This window comes from Agromyces molybdatiresistens, assembly GCF_052748445.2.
In genome coordinates, this window is the sequence record NZ_CM188258.1 from 2,193,545 (window position 1) to 2,210,615 (window position 17,071).

The following is a 17,071-nucleotide window of genomic DNA, read 5'->3' on the forward strand; positions in this document are numbered from 1 at the left end:
CGCCGTTGCGCACGATCAGGGGCGGGGTGGCCGGAGCCTCAAAGGATTATAGGTCATCGATGGGCAGCGTCACCCCGGCATCCTCCGCCTCGCGAACGAGTCCGAAGTGACGCCAGGCGGACGGCGTGGCCACCCGACCACGCGGCGTGCGCGTGATCAGGCCGATCCGCACGAGGAACGGCTCGACGACCGCCTCGATCGTCTCCGCCTCCTCGCCGACCGACACGGCGAGGGTGTTGAGCCCGACCGGCCCGCCGCCGAACCTGGTGAGGATCGTCATCATCACCGCCCGGTCGAGCCGGTCGAGCCCGAGCGGGTCGACGTCGTACAGCTCGAGCGCCGCGCGCACGGCGTCGACGTCGGCGCGTCCGCCGTGCACGAGTGCGAAGTCGCGCACGCGCCGGAGCAGGCGGTTCGCGATGCGGGGCGTGCCGCGGCATCGGCCCGCGATCTCGGCGATCGCCGAGCGGTCGATGTCGAGCCCGAGCATCGTGGCCGCTCGGCCGAGCACCTGTTCGAGTTCGGCCTCGTCGTAGAACTCGAGGTGCGCCGTGAAGCCGAAGCGGTCGCGCAGCGGGTTCGGCAGGAGACCGGCGCGGGTCGTCGCCCCCACGAGCGTGAAAGGCGAGAGATCGAGCGGCACCGAGGTCGCGCCGGCCCCCTTGCCCACCATGATGTCGATGCGGAAGTCCTCCATCGCGAGGTACAGCATCTCCTCGGCCGAGCGCGCCATGCGGTGGATCTCGTCGATGAAGAGCACCTCGCCCGGCACGAGCGAGGACAGGATGGCGGCGAGATCGCCCGCGTGCTGGATGGCGGGTCCGCTCGACATGCGCAGGGGCCGCCCGCCCTCGTGCGCGACGATCATCGCGAGCGTGGTCTTGCCGAGCCCCGGCGGACCGGCGAGCAGGATGTGGTCGGGAGTGCGCTGCTGCATGGCCGCGGCCGAGAGCAGCAGCTGCAGCTGGCCGCGCACCCGCGTCTGCCCCACGAACTCCTCGAGGCTCTTCGGTCGCAGCGCGCCCTCGAACGCGAGCTCGGCCTCGGAGGCCAGTTCGGGGTCGGTCAGGTCGACATCGTCGCTCATCGGGCGCGGACCCCCTGCTGCGCCGGGCCGAGTCGGGCGAGCGTGAGGCGCAGCAGAACGGGCACCGAGGTCGCGGCGGCATCGTCGGCCGTCTCGAGCGTCTCGGCGAGGGCCTCGCCGGCGAGCTTCTCCGACCAGCCGAGCCCGGTGAGCGCGGCGAGCACGTCGTCGGCGACGCCGCCCGTCGCGACCGGCGCGCCCGGCGCCGCCGCGGCGGGCGCGACGAGCTTGCCGGCGAGCGAGACCGTGATGAGCTTCGCGGTCTTCGGGCCGATGCCGCTCACCCTGCGGAAGGCGGCGTCGTCGTCTGCCTCCACGGCGCGAGCGACGTCGATCGGCGACATGGCCGAGAGCACGCCGAGCGCGGACTTCGGCCCCACGCCGGTGACCCCGATCAGCAGTTCGAAGACCTCGAGCTCGTCACGCGTGGCGAAGCCGAAGAGCGTCAACGAGTCCTCCCTGACCACCAGCGACGTGTGCACGAACACCTCGTCGCCGACCCGGCTCGCGAGGACGAACGCAGGGGTGGCGTTCACGAGGTAGCCGACCCCGGCCACCTCGACGACGAGCGAACTGCCGGACGCCTGGAGCACGCGGCCGCGCAGGGAGGAGATCACTCCTTCACCCTACGGGCTGCCCCCGACACGGCCGCGGCGCGTTCGGCGGCGAGCCAGGCCCGCTGCGCCGGGGTGAGTGCGTTCCCCGAGGCATCCCGACCCGTGCGCGCGGTGCTGCCGGCGCCCGCCTGTGCATCGGCGATCGCCGCACCCGCCACGCCCCCCGTCCGCCACGCATGGCAGATCGCGAGTGCGAGGGCGTCCGCGGCGTCCGCCGGCTTCGGCACCTCGTCGAGGCCGAGGATGCGCGCCACCATCGTGCCGACCTGCTTCTTGTCGGCGCGACCGTAGCCGGTGATCGCGGCCTTCACCTCGCTCGGCGTGTGCAACGCGACCGGCAGCGCGCGACGTGCGGCGATGAGCATCGCGACCCCCGAGATCTGCGCCGTGCCCATGATCGTGGAGACGTCGCTGCGCGCGAAGACGCGTTCGAGCGCGACCGCGTTCGGACGGTGCTCCTCGATGATCGCCTCCAGGCCGTCCGCGATGCGCGCGAGACGGGACGGCGTCGCGAGCTCTGCCGGAGAGCGCAGCACGACGACGTCGACGAGCCTGGCCGAACGATCGGGAGCCACGTCGACGACGCCGACGCCGCAGCGGGTCAGCCCGGGGTCGATGCCGAGGACCCGCACGGCCGCTACTCCGAGTCCGCCTCGAGTTCGGCCTGCACCTCGGGGGTGAGGTCGAAGTTGCTGTAGACGTTCTGCACGTCGTCGCTGTCCTCGAGCGCGTCGATGAGGCGGAACACCTTCTTGGCGGTGTCGGCGTCGATCTCGACCTTGAGGTTGGGGACGAACTCGATGTCGGCGGACTCGTAGTCGAGACCGGCCTCCTGCAGGGCCTTGCGCACCTCGACCATGTCGGACGGGTCGGTGACGACCTCGAAGCCCTGCGCGTGCGGCTCGATCTCCTCGGCACCGGCCTCGAGGGCCGCCATCATGACGTCGTCCTCGGTCGTGCCCTCGCCGGTGACGACGATGACGCCCTTCCGGGTGAAGTTGTAGGCGACCGAGCCCGGGTCGGCGAGCGTGCCGCCGTTGCGGCTGAGGCCGGTGCGCACCTCTGCGGCGGCCCGGTTCTTGTTGTCGGTGAGCACCTCGATCATGAGCGCGACGCCGTTCGGTCCGTACGCCTCGTAGGTGATGTTCTGGTACTCGACCGCCTCGCCGCCGATGCCGGCGCCGCGCTTGATCGCGCGGTCGATGTTGTCGTTCGGCACCGAGGTCTTCTTGGCCTTCTGCACTGCGTCGTACAGGGTCGGGTTGCCGCCGAGGTCGGCGCCGCCGAGCTTCGCCGCGACCTCGATGTTCTTGATGAGCTTGGCGAACGACTTGGCGCGGCGCGCGTCGATGACGGCCTTCTTGTGCTTGGTCGTCGCCCACTTGGAATGCCCGGACATGCGTCTCCCGTGATGGTGGTCGGTACCACGACATTCTAGGCGGTCACGGGCACCGCCCCCGGAGCGACGCCGTCGAGGGGCGAGTCCACGACCGCAGCGGATGCCGCGGGCCGGCCGTCACACGAGCGCCGGCATGCCCTCGGGGAAGAGCCCGCGCTGCCAGGCGGTGTAGCGCCGCTTGAGCAGGATGGCCCACAGCAGGCGGATGGGGACCGGCAGGTGGCTCCTCGACCAGTCCACGCGCTCAGCCGCCGGGACGGCATCCATCATGAGGCCGAGCTGGATCGGAAGCCCCTCCTTCGGGATGCTCTCGCGCCCGTGCTCGCCGAGCGCGTCCCATTCGCGCTGGCTGAACTCCTCCGCCGCGACGGGGATGACGTCGTGCTCCTCGTCGTGGAGGTGGACGCCGAGCACCGTCCCGATCTCGTCGAGCGCGGCGATGAGCCGTTCCGCCGACGGCGCGTCGGCAGAGTTGCGCCAGTCGACCGAGAGCGGCTCGGCGCGTCCGAGGAGCTCGGCCACGCGACGATGCTGGTCGCGCATCAGGTCGACGGTCCCGGCGCAGGCCGGACGTCGCGCCTCGACCCGGTCGAACAGCAGCAGGTCCTCCGCTTCATGGTGCACGTGCAGGCCGAGCAGCACGAGGTCGACCGAATCTGCCACGGTCTCGGTCCGCGCCCGGTCGCCCGGCGCCACCGCGCGCACGAGCCTGGGCATCTCACGGAAGCCCCAGCGGAAGATCCGATGGACGAGGAGGATGTCGGAGGTGTCGCACCCGGCGGTCTCGCCCTCCGGCAGCGGGTCGGAGGTGCTGGGCAGTCGCTCGGTCATGCGGCCATCGAACTCCTGCACGAGGCCGGCCGCCAGATCGATGCACGCAGATCGAGCCCCCAGTTCGGGGGCGAGATGACGGCTCCGACGGCCTCCGTGCGGGTCCGCAGATCGGCCCGGCGCCTTCCCTGCATCCGGCCCGGGTCGCACGGCGGGCGCGCACGGCGCGAGTCAGGCGAGCAGCTTCTCGAGCGTGCGGAGGTTGCGGTTCGTGGTGGTGGCCCTGAAAGCCGGCCTCGCGAGCACCTTGGCGAAGGGCGTGTCGACCGTCGTGCCCTTGAGCGGGTTCCAGTAGACGACGCCGTCGCCGCGTTCGAGCGGGTCGACCTGCGGATCGGCCTCGCCGATCGCCTCGAGCAGCGCCTCGATCGCCGAGCGATCGGACGAGAAGACGACGTACGGCTGGCGTCGGCCGTCGTGCGCGTCGAAGGGGAACGCCTCGACCACGGCCTGCAATCGCCCGGCGGAGAGCAGCACGATCCAGGCCTCGTACCCGAAGCGGTCCGACAGGGCCCGCTCGATGTCGCGCTTCAGCCCCGCGGCATCCGCTCGATCGCTCTCGAACGCGACGTTGCCGCTCGCGAGCACCGTGCGCACCCCCCGGAACCCGAGCCCATCGAACACCTCGCGCAACTCGGCGGACCTGATCGTGACGCCGCCCACGTTGACCCCGCGCAGCAGGGCGATCCACTCGCTCATGGCGCCAGCGTAGGCCGGGCCGCCGTCATCGGACGGCGCCCGCCGGCAGTCGCACGCCGACGGCTCCCGCCTCCAGCGCGGCCAGCGCGCGGATCGTGTCGGGGTCGCCTTCTCGCCATCCGGTGACAGCCGCGTCGGGGTCGGCGGCGAGGACGCCGACCAGGCTCCGTCCCGTCAGCGCACGGAGCGCGAGCAGGTCGGCGCCACCCGGCCGGGCGAGCACGGCGGTCGTGCGTCCGGCGCGGATCGCGCGCACGATGAGGCCGAGTGCGAGGACGGCTCCGATGACCTGCACCGCACGCCGGCGGCGGAAGTCCGAGTACAGCTGCATCCCCCCACTCTGGCGTGGGGCGCGGCGCCGGCACTACACGAGGGACGACGGCGCGGCCGACGACTCGGCGCTCGCGCGCGCCCGCACCTTGGCGAGGAAGTACTCGTGGAAGCGGTGGTCGCCCTGGATCTCCGGGTGGAAGCTCGTGCCCACGAGGTTGCCCTGCTCGACGGCGACGACGCGCCCGTCGGCGAGCGCGGCGAGCGGGGTCGCCCGCTCGCCCACCGATTCGACCACGGGCCCGCGGATGAACACGGCGTGCACCGGCCGGTCGCCGAGCGCCGGCACCTCGAGCTCGGTCTCGAACGACTGGTTCTGCGAGCCGAACGCGTTCCGGCGCACGACCACGTCGAGTCCGCCGAAGTTCTCCTGCCCGTCGATCGCGTCGAGCAGCGTGTCCGCGATCATGATCAGCCCGGCGCACGTGCCGTACACCGGCATCCCCTCGGCGATGCGCCGCTTGAGCGGCTCGGCGACGCCGAAGGCCCGCGCGAGCTTGTCCATCACGGTCGACTCCCCGCCGGGGATCACGAGCCCGTCGATGCCCTCCACGTCCTCGGGCCGGCGGACGAGCACGACACGCGCGCCGAGCTCCCCGAGCACGCGGGCGTGCTCGCGGAAGTCGCCCTGGAGGGCGAGGACGCCGACGGTCGGGCCCGCGGCATCCATCGCCCCCAGGGAGTCGTCGCGGAGACTCACCATCCGCGCTCGGCGAGTCGATGCGGTGCCGCCAAGTCGCCGACGTTGATGCCGACCATGGCCTCGCCCAGGCCGCGCGAGACTTCGGCGATCACCTTCGGGTCGTCGTAGAAGGTCGTCGCCTTGACGACGGCCGCGGCGCGAGCCTCGGGGTTGCCCGACTTGAAGATGCCCGAGCCCACGAACACGCCGTCGGCGCCGAGCTGCATCATCATCGCCGCGTCGGCCGGCGTGGCCACGCCGCCGGCGGTGAAGAGCACCACGGGCAGCTTGCCGGTCTGGGCGACCTCGAGCACGAGCTCGTACGGCGCCTGCAGCTCCTTGGCGGCGACGTAGAGCTCGTCGCGCGTCATCGACTTCAGCTGGTTGATCTCCGAGGTGATCTTGCGGATGTGCTTGGTGGCCTCCGAGACGTCGCCGGTGCCGGCCTCGCCTTTCGAACGGATCATGGCCGCGCCCTCGTTGATGCGGCGGAGCGCCTCGCCGAGGTTCGTCGCACCGCAGACGAAGGGCGTGGTGAAGCCCCACTTGTCGATGTGGTTGACGTAGTCGGCCGGCGAGAGCACCTCGGACTCGTCGATGTAGTCGACGTCGAGCGCCTGAAGCACCTGCGCCTCGACGAAGTGGCCGATGCGGGCCTTCGCCATGACGGGGATCGAGACCTCGGCGATGATCGCCTCGATGAGGTCGGGGTCGCTCATGCGGGCGACGCCGCCCTGGGCGCGGATGTCGGCGGGGACCCGCTCGAGGGCCATGACCGCGACGGCGCCGGCGTCCTCGGCGATGCGCGCCTGCTCGGGCGTGACGACGTCCATGATGACGCCGCCCTTCAGCATCTCGGCGAGGCCGCGCTTCACGCGGCTCGAGCCGGTCTCGGCAGTGCTCATCGGTGGTCCCTTTCGAACGGATGGCGCAGACTCGCGCAGTGATGCAGACAAGCGGTTGGCTTGACCTAGGCCAAAAGATAGCATGGGCCGAGCCCTGCTCCCCGAACAGTGATGGATCATGACATGACGCTCGAGATCACCGGCCGGTCGGCGGCCGACATCGCCGCGAGCGTCCGTGCCCTCATCGAGCGCGGGGCGCTCCTCCCGGGCGATGCGCTGCCTCCGGTGCGCAACCTCGCCGACGACCTCGGCGTCAACCGCAACACCGCCGTCGCGGCATACCGGCAGCTCACGGCGGCGGGCGTCGTGATCACCAGGGGGCGCGCGGGCACCAGGGTCGCGGATCGGTCCGCAGTGCCGCAGGAGGGGTTCGCCGCCGACAGCGTGCTGCGCGACGTCGCGACCGGGAACCCCGACCCCGACCGCATCCCCGACGCCTCCCGCGCGCTCGCGGGCATGGCCGGGCGACCCGTCCTCTACGGCGAACCCGTCATCGACCCCGACCTCGAGCAGTGGGCCCGGAGCTGGATGGCCGCGGACCTCGCGCCGTCCGACCTGCGACTGACGATCACGAGCGGGGCCGCCGACGCCGTGGAGCGGCTGCTCGCCCAGGCGCTCGTGCGCGAGGACGCCGTCGCGCTCGAGGACCCGTGCTTCCTGACCAGCATCCACACGGTCCGCGTCGGCGGCTACCGGCCGGTGCCCGTCCCCGTGGACGACGAGGGCATGACCGTCGACGGGCTCCGCGCCGCGCTCGAGCAGGGCGTGCGAGCCCTCGTCTGCACGCCGCGCGCGCAGAACCCGACCGGCGCGAGCCTCTCCGAGGGCCGGGCCGCGGAGCTGCGCGCCGTCCTCCGCGAGCACCCGTACGTCCTCGTCATCGAGGACGACCACTTCTCGATGCTCTCCCGCTCCCCGTACCGATCCCTCATCGGACCCGAGCACCGTCGCTGGGCTCTCGTCCGCTCGGTCTCGAAGTCCCTCGGGCCGGACATGTGCCTCGCGGTCGCGGCGTCCGATCCCGCCACCGCGGCCCGCCTCGCGATGCGCCTCACCCCGGGCACGACGTGGGTCAGCCACCTGCTGCAGCGCCTGACGCTCGCCCTCGTGTCCGATCCGGACGTGATGCAGGGCATCGCGGACGCGGGCGCCCACTACGCCGAACGCAACGACGCCTTCGCCGCTCGGCTCACCGCGCTCGGCCTGCCCGCGACCGCCGGGGACGGGCTGAACCTCTGGGTGCCGCTCCCGGTTCCGGCACGCGACGTCACCGAGCAGCTCATGCGCCGTGGATGGCTCGTCCGCGCCGGCGACGAGTTCGCCCTCGCCGACGCGCCCGCGGCCAGCCGCCGGCTGCGACTCACGGTGCACGACCTCGCCGACGGCGACGCCGATCGCCTCGCGACCGACATCGTCGCCGCCGTCCGCGCGGCCGGCGGACGGCTCGTCGCCGCGGGGATGGAATGATCGAGGCGTGAAGGTCCTCTCGATCCAGTCCGCCGTCGCGTACGGCCACGTCGGCAACTCCGCGGCTGTGTTCCCCCTGCAGCGCATCGGCGTCGAGGTCATGCCCGTCTACACGGTCAACTTCTCGAACCACACCGGCTACGGCGCGTGGCGCGGCCCGCTGATCGCCCCCGACGAGGTCCGCGAGGTGATCGTGGGCATCGAGGACCGCGGCGCGTTCCCGAAGATCGACGTCGTCCTGTCGGGCTACCAGGGGTCCGAGGGCATCGCCGACGTCATCCTCGACGCGGTCGCCCGCATCAAGGCGGCGAACCCCGCCGCGATCTACTCGTGCGACCCGGTCATGGGCAATGCGAGGAGCGGATGCTTCGTGGCCCCGGCGATCCCGGTCCTGCTGCGCGACCGAGTGGTCCCCGCCGCCGACCTGATCACCCCGAACCAGTTCGAGCTCGGATACCTCACCGACACCGAACCCGACTCGCTCGAGTCGACCCTCGAGTCGGTCGACCTGGCGCGCGCCATGGGCCCTCGGACCGTGCTCGTCACGAGCGTCGAGCGCCCCGACCGCGAGGAGGGCACGATCGAGATGCTCGCGGTCGACGAGCGCGGTGGATGGATCGTGCAGACCCCGATGCTGCCGATCAAGGCCAACGGCTCGGGGGATGTCACGGCGGCCCTCTTCACGGCGCACTACCGCCGCACGGGCGACGCGGCCGACGCGCTCGCACGCACGGCGTCGAGCGTGTTCGACCTCCTGACGACCACCCACCGGTCGGGCGAGCGCGAGCTGCAGCTCGTGGAGTCCCAGGAGGCGTATGCCCATCCGCGCATGCAGTTCGAGGCGCGCCGGGTCCGCTGACGCGACGGCGTTCCCCGCTGGACGAGCGGCGGCTCGGCGCCGTGTCGAGATCCCCGCTCAGCGCGGCCAGGCCGCCGCGATCTCCTCGCGCACCTCGCCGAGCAGGCGCGGCAGGGCCTTCGTCCCGGCGATGATCGGGAAGAAGTTCGCGTCGAGGGCCCATCGGGGCACGATGTGCTGGTGCAGGTGCTCTGCGATGCCGGCGCCCGCGATCCGCCCCTGGTTCATTCCGATGTTGAACCCGTCGCAGCGGGAGACCTGCTTGACCGTGCGCATCGCGACCTGCGTGAGCTCGCCGATCTCGGCGACCTCCTCCGGGCTCGCCTCGTCGTAGGTCGCGATGTGGCGATACGGGCAGACGAGCAGGTGGCCGCTGTTGTACGGGTACAGGTTGAGCAGCACGTAGGCGTGCTCGCCGCGAGCGACGATGAGGGACTGCTCGTCGCTCAGCTCGGGAGCGCGGCAGAACGGGCACGAGTGCTCGTCGGGCTGCTGGCCGTGCTGGATGTAGACCAGGCGGTGCGGGGTCCAGAGCCGCTGGAACGCGTCCGGCACCCCCGCGAGGTCGGCCGCGGCATCCGTCTGCACGCCGTCGAACTCGTCGGGCTGGTACGCGGTCATGCGAACAGGTCGTCCCTCGTCGTCACCTGCCGGCGATCGGCGATCGCCTCGAGGATGCGGCGCCCGGCATCCGCGATCGGCACGCCGTTCTCCTGGGTGCCGTCGCGGAACCGGAAGCTGACGGTCTCGCCGGTGCGGTCGTTCTCGCCGGCGATGAGCTGGATCGGCACCTTCTGCGTGGTGTGGGTCCGGATCTTCTTCTGCATGCGGTCGTCGCTCGTGTCGAGTTCGGTGCGCACGCCCGAGCCTGCGAGCTGGGTGAGGATGCCGCCGAGGTACGGCGCGTACTCGTCGGCGACCGGGATGCCGACGACCTGCACCGGCGCGAGCCAGACCGGGAAGGCTCCCGCATAGTGCTCGGTGAGCACGCCGAAGAACCGCTCGATCGAGCCGAACTTCGCCGAGTGGATCATCACCGGCCGCTGGTGGGTGCCGTCGGCTGCGGTGTACTCGAGGCCGAAGCCCTCGGGCTGGTTGAAGTCGTACTGGATCGTCGACATCTGCCAGGTGCGGCCGATGGCGTCGCGCGCCTGCACCGAGATCTTCGGGCCGTAGAACGCCGCGCCGCCCGGATCCATCACGAGCTCGAGTCCGGAGGCCTCGGCGACCTCGCGCAGCACGTTCGTCGCGACCTCCCACTGCTCGTCGGTGCCCTTGAACTTCTCGGAATCCGCGTCACGCGTCGAGAGCTCGAGGTAGTAGTCGTCGAGGCCGAAATCGCGCAGCAGCCCGAGCACGAAGTTCAGCAGGTGCTCGATCTCGGCGGGCGCCTGCTCGGGCGTGACGTAGCTGTGGGAGTCGTCCTGGGTGAGCCCGCGCACGCGGGTCAGCCCCTGCACGACGCCGGACTTCTCGTAGCGGTAGACGGTGCCGAACTCGAAGAACCGCAGCGGCAGCTCGCGGTACGAGCGGCCGCGCGAGCGGTAGATGAGGTTCTGCATCGGGCAGTTCATCGCCTTGAGGTAGTACTCGGAGTTCTCGAGCTCCATCGGCGGGAACATCGTGTCCTTGTAGTACGGCAGGTGCCCGGACAGCTCGAAGACGTGGGCCTTCGTGATGTGCGGGGTCGAGACGTACTGGAAGCCCTCCTCGATGTGGCGCCGGCGGACGTAGTCCTCCATCTCGCGCTTGATCACGCCGCCCTTGGGGTGGAAGACGGGCAGGCCCGAGCCGATCTCGTCGGGGAAGCTGAAGAGGTCGAGCTCCACGCCGAGCTTGCGGTGGTCGCGGCGCTGCGCCTCCTCCAGGCGGTGCTGGTAGGCGCGGAGTTCGTCCTTCGTGGGCCACGCGGTGCCGTAGACGCGCTGCAGCTGCGGATTCTTCTCGGAGCCGCGCCAGTACGCGGCGGCCACGCGCATGAGCGCCCAGCCGTTCCCGATCATGCGCGTGTTCGGCAGGTGCGGCCCGCGGCAGAGATCCTTCCAGAAGACCTCCCCCGTCTTCGGGTCGACGTTGTCGTAGATGGTGAGCTCGGCGCCGCCGACCTCGACCGACTCGTTGTCGTCCTGGCCGGCCTCACCGCCCGTCGGGTGGCCCTTCAGCCCGATGAGCTCGAGCTTGTACGGCTCGGCAGCGAGTTCCGCGCGCGCCTCGTCGTCGCTCACGACCCGGCGCACGAAGCGCTGGCCCGAGCGGATGATCCGGGCCATCTCCTTGTCGAGCGTCTTGAGGTCCTCGGGAGTGAACGGCTCGGCGACGTCGAAGTCGTAGTAGAAGCCGTCGGTCACGGGCGGGCCGATGCCGAGCCTGGCGTCGGGGTTGACCTTCTGCACGGCCTGCGCGAGCACGTGCGCCGTCGAGTGCCGCAGGATCGCGAGCCCGTCGGGCGAGTCGATCGTCACCGGCTCGACGTCGTCGGCGTCGGTCACCGTCGTCGCCAGGTCCTTCAGCTCGCCGTTGACGCGCATCGCGACAACGGATCGATCGGTGAAGAGCTCGAAGCCGTCGGCCAAGTGGATCCACTCCCTGCAGTCTGAGTTGCAACCCCTCAACTGTAGTCGCGCCCGCCGGGGGTCGGCGCTGTGCGGGTCGGTCTCGGGTCACCACCCGCGCCGGGTCCTTCGACGTGCGTCCGGGTGGTCCACGTGGGCCCCGCCCGCCGGCACCGTCGCGATCGTGAGATCAGGAGACGACGAAGGCCCCGGCTGCTGCCGGGGCCTTCGTGCTTGTGGGCGATACTGGGATCGAACCAGTGACCTCTTCCGTGTCAGGGAAGCGCGCTACCGCTGCGCCAATCGCCCGGGTGTGTTGAGTGAGCTCCAGGAGCTCGTCTCGAGGTGGATACGGGATTCGAACCCGTGTATACGGCTTTGCAGGCCGCTGCCTCGCCTCTCGGCCAATCCACCGTTGCTTGGGTTCACCACCAAAGAACAAACCGGCTTGCGCCGGCTTGGTCAGAGCGGATGACGAGACTCGAACTCGCGACCCTCACCTTGGCAAGGTGATGCGCTACCAACTGCGCCACATCCGCGTTGCCCGCATTTCTGCGTGCAGAAAGACAATAACCGACCCATGAACGAATGACAAACTGAGCGCTCCTCCCCCACGGTTCCGGCCGGTCACAGGCCGTATTCCGGCATTCACCCCGGGCGTGTCGCCGCATGGAGGCACCCCGCGACCGCCGTTTCGAACACGCGCGGGGCGGCGCACCGCGACGCCATCGCGCCCGTCAGGACCGGCGCGTTCCGGCTGGGGCGCCGATGTGCATTCGACCCGCGCCGTGGGCTAGTATCGAGTCCGCGGTCACGTTCCGATCGGGTCCGCGGAATCCCCTTGGGCGATTGGCGCAGCTGGTAGCGCGCTTCCTTCACACGGAAGAGGTCGTCGGTTCGAGCCCGGCATCGCCCACCATCACGAAACGCCCCCGGTCCACCCGGGGGCGTTTCTCGTTCTCGGGTCGCTCGATCCGCCCGGACCGATCCGTCTCAGCCCCAGCCGTAGCGTTCGGCGAGGGCCTGGACCACACGTCCGTATCTCGCAGCGTCGAGCGAGGCCGCCTCCCGTCGCATTCCGTCGGCGTGAACCCGGAAGACCCGATCGATCCGGGCCCAGCTCGGACGCCCCTCGCCGTCCCACGCGCCCGGACCGAGCGCCACGGCGTCACGATCACCGTCCTGCGGCTTGCTCGTGAGCTGCACAGCCAGAAACTCCCCGGCCGAACCCGCCGCCACGATGACGACCGGCCGGTCCTTGCCACGCCCGTCGCGCTCCTCGTAGGGCACCCACGTCCAGACGACCTCGCCGGGGTCGGGTTCGCCGTCGCGCTCGGGCGTGTAGCCGAAGCGCACGCGCCGCACGCGGGCCGGATCCAGTTCGAGCGTCGCGGCGGCTCCCTCGCGACCGGGCCACGCCTCGTCGCCGTCCGTGCGCGGCCGCGGCGCGGCATCCGTGATCTCCGGCGCCGTCGAGTGCGGCCGGTTCCCCGACGTCGCGAGCGAACGGATGACACGCCCGAGGGCGGTGAGGAAGCGGCGGGTGTCAGGCACACCCGCACACTACCCTCACCGCCCTCGCGGTGATCGCAGGATCAGACGGTCTCGAGCTTGTAGCCCTCCTCGCCGTGGACGATGGTGTCGATGCCCGCCAGCTCGTCCTCGTTCTTCACGCGGAAGCCGATGGTCTTCTCGATGGCGAAGCCGACCACGAAGGCCACGATGAACGAGTACACCAGGACGCCGAAGGCTGCGATCGCCTGGACGGCCAGCTGGCCGGCGTCGCCGCCGACGAAGAGGCCGGTTCCGGTGGCGAAGAAGCCGAGGTAGAGCGTGCCGATCAGGCCGCCGACCAGGTGGATGCCCACCACGTCGAGGGAGTCGTCGAAGCCCCACTTGAACTTCAGCTCGACCGCCAGGGCGCACAGCGCGCCGGCGACGACGCCGAGCACGGTCGCCCAGCCCGGGGTCAGGTTCGCACAGGCCGGCGTGATCGCGACGAGGCCGGCGACGGCGCCCGAGGCGGCACCCACCGAGGTGGGCTTGCCGTCCTTGAACTTCTCGACGACGAGCCAGGCGAGGATCGCGGCGGCGGTCGCGACCAGCGTGTTGACGGCGATCAGGCCGACGCCGGGCATGCCCTCGGCGAGGAACTCGGCACCGGCGTTGAAGCCGAACCAGCCGAACCAGAGGATCGAGGCGCCGAGCAGCGTGAGCGGGACGTTGTGCGGCTTGTCCATGCCCTTCTGGAAGCCGACGCGCTTGCCGAGCACCAGGGCGAGGGCGAGGGCGGCGGCGCCCGCGTTGATGTGCACCGCGGTACCACCGGCGTAGTCGATGACCGAGGGGAGGCCGAGCGTGTCGCCGAGCGAGAGGATCCAGCCGCCGCCCCAGACCCACGCGGCGACGGGGAAGTACACGAGCGTCGCCCAGATCCCCGCGAAGATCATCCATGCGCCGAACTTCGCGCGGTCGGCGATGGCGCCGGAGATCAGCGCGACCGTGATGATGGCGAAGGTGGCACCGAAGACCACGCCGAGGAGGTCGGCGTTGGCCGTCTCACCGGAGGCGATGCCCGCGAGCCCGAAGTCCGAGAACGGGTTGCCCGCGAACTCCCACGGGCTGCCGACCGCGCTCATGTTGAATCCGTACAGCACCCACAGGACGCTGATCAGTCCCATGGCGCCGAAGCTCATCATCATCATGCTGACGACGCTCTTGGCCTTGACCAGGCCGCCGTAGAAGAACGCCACACCCGGCGTCATGAAGAGCACGAGCGCAGTCGCCGTGACGGCCCACGCGATATTGCCGCTGTCCATAGGTAATCCTCACACCTCTTGGTTTGCAGGGGACGTACCGCGAGGGGGGAGACTGGGGCTCGGTCTCGAGGTACGTCGATCAGAATGGTGCGGGAACGTTTCGACCACGGGGCACGCTGCGTTTCGCAACGGTTACGGAATCGCGCGTGATGTAACGAGCATGTTTCCGGATGCCGCGACGACCCTCCGAAATCGCTGCCGAGGACGTGTGTCCGGCCTCCGCCGACGGCTCAGTCGTGCGGAGGGAGCTCGCCCGTGGTGAGGGCGATCATGCGCGACATCGAGCGCAGGTACTTCTTGCGGTAGCCGCCGGAGAGCATGTCGCCGCCGAACACCTGGTCGAGCGGCGTGCCGCTCGCGAGGATCGGGACCTCGGCGTCGTAGACGCGGTCGATGAAGGCGACGAGCCGGAGCGCCGCATTCTGGTCGTCGAGTTCGCGGACCCCGGTCAGCCCGATGAACTCGACGCCCTCGATGAGCTTGATGTACTTCGAGGGGTGCACGGTCGAGAGGTGCGTCAGCAGCGCGTCGAAGCCGTCCAGGGAGACCCGATGGCCGCGCCCCGCGAGCGTCTCGGCGGCGTGCTCGACGGCGGCGTCGTCGACGAGCGACTCGGCGTGCCCCTCGGTGTCGCGGCGGCGGTAGTCGAGCCCGTCGATGCGCAGCGTCTCGAAGTTGGAGGACAGCGCGTGGATCTCCCGGAGGAAGTCGGCGGCGGCGAACCGCCCCTCCCCGAGCGCGTTCGGCGGCGTGTTGCTCGTCGCCGCGACGCGCGTGCCGCCGGCCATGAGCTCGCCGAGGAAGCGGGTCATGAGCATCGTGTCGCCCGGGTCGTCGAGTTCGAACTCGTCGATGCAGATGAGCCTGGCGCCGCGCAGCAGTTCCACGGCCTGCGCGTAGCCGAGCGCGCCGACGAGCGCGGTGTACTCGATGAAGGTGCCGAAGTACTTCGGGCCGTGCGCGACGTGCCAGAGCGCGGCGAGCAGGTGCGTCTTGCCGACGCCGAAGCCGCCGTCGAGGTACACCCCGGGGAGCTCGATGCGCGCGGGGCGCTTGCGCGAGAAGAACCCGCCCGGCCGCTGCGCGGCGCGCCAGGCGCCCGCGAAGGCGTTCAGCCGGTCGAGCGCGGCCTGCTGCGACGGGAAGTCGTGGTCGGGACGGTAGGACTCGAAGGAGGCGTGCTCGAACTGCGGCGGGGGCACCAGCTCGGAGGCGATCTCGGCACCCGTGATGGACGGGTTGCGGTCGACGAGGTGCTCGACGACGGATGCCGCGGGGGTGCTCATTCGCGTGGGATCTCCTGTTGCACCTCGTGACATGTGCGGTGACGACGACCGGCATGCCGCGTAGATTCGGTGTGGACGGGTCACCAGCCTAGTCCGCTCCCCGATCCGCATCGCCCGACCGGGCGACCACTGGAGGTTCCCCATGTCCGTCGAGTTCGACCCCGCCGCCAAGCTGGCCGAGTACGCCCACCCCGAGCGCCTCGTCACCACCGACTGGCTCGCCGAACGGCTCGGACAGCCGGGGCTCGCGGTCGTGGAATCCGACGAGGACGTCCTGCTCTACGAGGTCGGGCACATCCCGGGCGCCGTGAAGGTCGACTGGCACACCGAGCTCAACGACCCGGTGGTGCGCGACTACCTCTCCGGCGAGCAGTTCGCCGAGCTCCTCGGCGGCAAGGGCATCGCACGCGACGACACCGTCGTGATCTACGGCGACAAGAACAACTGGTGGGCTGCGTACGCGCTGTGGGTGTTCACGCTCTTCGGCCACGAGGACGTGCGTCTCCTCGACGGCGGGCGCGACAAGTGGATCGCCGAGGGGCGCCGGCTCACGACGGATGCTCCCGCACGCGAGCCCGTCGAGTACCCGGTCGTGGAACGCGACGACCGCGCCATCCGCGCATTCAAGGAGGACGTGCTCGCGCACTTCGGCAACCCGCTCATCGACGTGCGCTCCCCCGAGGAGTACACGGGCGAGCGCACGCACATGCCCGCCTACCCGGAGGAGGGCGCACTGCGCGGCGGCCACATCCCCACCGCGGCATCCGTGCCCTGGGCCCGCGCCGCCGCCGAGGACGGCACTTTCCGCACGCGCGCCGAACTCGACGCGATCTACCGCGACGAGGTCGGGCTGCAGGACGGCGACGACGTCATCGCCTACTGCCGGATCGGCGAGCGATCGAGTCACACCTGGTTCGTGCTCACGCACCTGCTCGGCTTCGAGGGAGTGCGCAACTACGACGGGTCGTGGACCGAGTGGGGCAGCGCGGTGCGCGTGCCGATCGCGACCGGGCCCGAGCGGGGAGAGGCGCCGGCCGGCTGACCGGCCGCCCGGACCCCGGGCGGCCGGCGGGTGGGAGAATGGACCGGATGGATGCCACGACCCTGCCCACGACGCTCGCGGAGACACGCGAGGACTTCCTCGCGCTCGGCGTGAAGGACCGCCTGACGCTGCTGCTCGACTTCTCGAACGAGCTCCCCGAGCTTCCGGAGCGCTATCGCGACCACCCCGACCTGCTCGAACGCGTCGAGGAGTGCCAGTCGCCCGTGTACATCTTCGTCGAGCTCGACGACGACGGCCTCGTGCACATGCACGCGACCGCGCCTGCCGAGGCCCCGACGACGCGCGGTTTCGCGTCCATCCTCGCCCAGGGGCTCGACGGGCTGACGCCCGACGAGGTCATGGCGATCCCCGCCGACTACCCGCAGTCGCTCGGCCTCGGCGAGGCGGTGTCGCCGCTCCGCGTGCGCGGCATGTCGGGCATGCTCGCCCGCGCCAAGCGCCAGCTCGCGGAGCGGCTCGCGGCCTGAGCGAGGCC

General features: G+C 70.9%; 18 protein-coding genes and 4 tRNA genes. 5 read left to right on the top strand and 17 right to left on the bottom strand.

Features of this window, described 5'->3' with window-relative positions:
• Positions 1-46: 46 nt before the first annotated feature.
• The 9 genes from ruvB to pdxS form a co-directional block, all read right to left on the bottom strand.
• Positions 47-1,087 (bottom strand): Holliday junction branch migration DNA helicase RuvB, encoded by a 1,041-nt coding sequence (gene ruvB / locus ACULK2_RS10120; protein ID WP_445967128.1) that lies wholly within the window; start codon positions 1,085-1,087, stop codon positions 47-49.
• The gene (gene ruvA / locus ACULK2_RS10125) at positions 1,084-1,704 is read right to left on the bottom strand and encodes a Holliday junction branch migration protein RuvA (RefSeq protein WP_445967129.1); all 621 of its coding nucleotides are present in this window, start codon (positions 1,702-1,704) and stop codon (positions 1,084-1,086) included. Before ruvA ends, ruvB begins: the two co-directional genes overlap by 4 nt.
• Positions 1,701-2,336 carry a crossover junction endodeoxyribonuclease RuvC gene (gene ruvC, locus ACULK2_RS10130; protein ID WP_445967130.1) on the bottom strand — a complete coding sequence of 212 codons (636 nt, stop codon included), beginning with the start codon at positions 2,334-2,336 and terminating at the stop codon, positions 1,701-1,703. Before ruvC ends, ruvA begins: the two co-directional genes overlap by 4 nt.
• Positions 2,337-2,341: 5 nt before the next feature.
• The gene (locus ACULK2_RS10135) at positions 2,342-3,103 is read right to left on the bottom strand and encodes a YebC/PmpR family DNA-binding transcriptional regulator (RefSeq protein WP_445967131.1); all 762 of its coding nucleotides are present in this window, start codon (positions 3,101-3,103) and stop codon (positions 2,342-2,344) included.
• Between the two features lie 117 nt (positions 3,104-3,220).
• Positions 3,221-3,934 (bottom strand): hemerythrin domain-containing protein, encoded by a 714-nt coding sequence (locus ACULK2_RS10140; protein ID WP_445967132.1) that lies wholly within the window; start codon positions 3,932-3,934, stop codon positions 3,221-3,223.
• Between the two features lie 171 nt (positions 3,935-4,105).
• Complete coding sequence (locus ACULK2_RS10145) at positions 4,106-4,633, bottom strand: DUF1697 domain-containing protein (protein ID WP_445967133.1); 528 nt, start codon at positions 4,631-4,633, stop codon at positions 4,106-4,108.
• Between the two features lie 25 nt (positions 4,634-4,658).
• Entirely contained in the window at positions 4,659-4,964 is a 306-nt protein-coding gene (locus ACULK2_RS10150) for a hypothetical protein (RefSeq protein WP_445967134.1), read from the bottom strand.
• A gap of 33 nt (positions 4,965-4,997) precedes the next feature.
• Entirely contained in the window at positions 4,998-5,666 is a 669-nt protein-coding gene (gene pdxT / locus ACULK2_RS10155) for a pyridoxal 5'-phosphate synthase glutaminase subunit PdxT (RefSeq protein ID WP_445967135.1), read from the bottom strand.
• Positions 5,660-6,550 carry a pyridoxal 5'-phosphate synthase lyase subunit PdxS gene (gene pdxS / locus ACULK2_RS10160; protein ID WP_445967136.1) on the bottom strand — a complete coding sequence of 297 codons (891 nt, stop codon included), beginning with the start codon at positions 6,548-6,550 and terminating at the stop codon, positions 5,660-5,662. Before pdxS ends, pdxT begins: the two co-directional genes overlap by 7 nt.
• 123 nt (positions 6,551-6,673) lie before the next feature.
• On the opposite strand from pdxS, the gene ACULK2_RS10165 reads away from it, so the two are divergent.
• Complete coding sequence (locus tag ACULK2_RS10165) at positions 6,674-8,017, top strand: aminotransferase class I/II-fold pyridoxal phosphate-dependent enzyme (RefSeq protein WP_445967137.1); 1,344 nt, start codon at positions 6,674-6,676, stop codon at positions 8,015-8,017.
• Positions 8,018-8,024: 7 nt separating this feature from the next.
• Positions 8,025-8,876: a pyridoxal kinase PdxY gene (gene pdxY, locus ACULK2_RS10170; RefSeq protein WP_445967138.1), complete on the top strand. Its 852-nt coding sequence runs from the start codon at positions 8,025-8,027 to the stop codon at positions 8,874-8,876.
• A gap of 57 nt (positions 8,877-8,933) precedes the next feature.
• On the opposite strand, the gene ACULK2_RS10175 is transcribed toward pdxY, so the two are convergent.
• The 5 genes from ACULK2_RS10175 to ACULK2_RS10195 all read right to left on the bottom strand — a co-directional run bounded on the left by ACULK2_RS10175 (position 8,934) and on the right by ACULK2_RS10195 (position 11,967).
• A complete protein-coding gene (locus ACULK2_RS10175) occupies positions 8,934-9,497 on the bottom strand; it encodes an HIT family protein (RefSeq protein WP_445967139.1) in 564 nt (187 codons plus the stop codon).
• The gene (gene thrS, locus ACULK2_RS10180; RefSeq protein WP_445967583.1) at positions 9,494-11,404 is read right to left on the bottom strand and encodes a threonine--tRNA ligase; all 1,911 of its coding nucleotides are present in this window, start codon (positions 11,402-11,404) and stop codon (positions 9,494-9,496) included. Before thrS ends, ACULK2_RS10175 begins: the two co-directional genes overlap by 4 nt.
• 261 nt (positions 11,405-11,665) lie before the next feature.
• Positions 11,666-11,737: transfer RNA gene (locus ACULK2_RS10185), tRNA-Val, on the bottom strand.
• Positions 11,738-11,771: 34 nt separating this feature from the next.
• Positions 11,772-11,842 (bottom strand) — tRNA-Cys (locus tag ACULK2_RS10190).
• A gap of 52 nt (positions 11,843-11,894) precedes the next feature.
• Positions 11,895-11,967 (bottom strand) — tRNA-Gly (locus tag ACULK2_RS10195).
• A 304-nt stretch (positions 11,968-12,271) separates the two neighbouring features.
• Here ACULK2_RS10195 and ACULK2_RS10200 point away from each other — a divergent pair.
• A tRNA-Val gene (locus ACULK2_RS10200) sits at positions 12,272-12,347 on the top strand.
• A gap of 74 nt (positions 12,348-12,421) precedes the next feature.
• Here the strand turns inward: ACULK2_RS10200 and ACULK2_RS10205 are convergent.
• The 3 genes from ACULK2_RS10205 to zapE form a co-directional block, all read right to left on the bottom strand.
• Positions 12,422-12,982, bottom strand: a complete 561-nt coding sequence (locus ACULK2_RS10205; RefSeq protein WP_445967140.1) for a type II toxin-antitoxin system PemK/MazF family toxin — start codon at positions 12,980-12,982, stop codon at positions 12,422-12,424.
• A 41-nt stretch (positions 12,983-13,023) separates the two neighbouring features.
• Entirely contained in the window at positions 13,024-14,247 is a 1,224-nt protein-coding gene (locus ACULK2_RS10210) for an ammonium transporter (RefSeq protein ID WP_445967141.1), read from the bottom strand.
• A gap of 230 nt (positions 14,248-14,477) precedes the next feature.
• The gene (gene zapE / locus ACULK2_RS10215; RefSeq protein WP_445967142.1) at positions 14,478-15,533 is read right to left on the bottom strand and encodes a cell division protein ZapE; all 1,056 of its coding nucleotides are present in this window, start codon (positions 15,531-15,533) and stop codon (positions 14,478-14,480) included.
• Between the two features lie 142 nt (positions 15,534-15,675).
• Between zapE and ACULK2_RS10220 the strand changes: the two genes are divergently transcribed.
• Together ACULK2_RS10220 and ACULK2_RS10225 are read left to right on the top strand one after the other, a co-directional pair.
• The gene (locus tag ACULK2_RS10220; protein ID WP_445967143.1) at positions 15,676-16,575 is read left to right on the top strand and encodes a sulfurtransferase; all 900 of its coding nucleotides are present in this window, start codon (positions 15,676-15,678) and stop codon (positions 16,573-16,575) included.
• Positions 16,576-16,622: 47 nt separating this feature from the next.
• Positions 16,623-17,063 carry a SufE family protein gene (locus ACULK2_RS10225; protein ID WP_445967144.1) on the top strand — a complete coding sequence of 147 codons (441 nt, stop codon included), beginning with the start codon at positions 16,623-16,625 and terminating at the stop codon, positions 17,061-17,063.
• Positions 17,064-17,071: the final 8 nt, after the last annotated feature.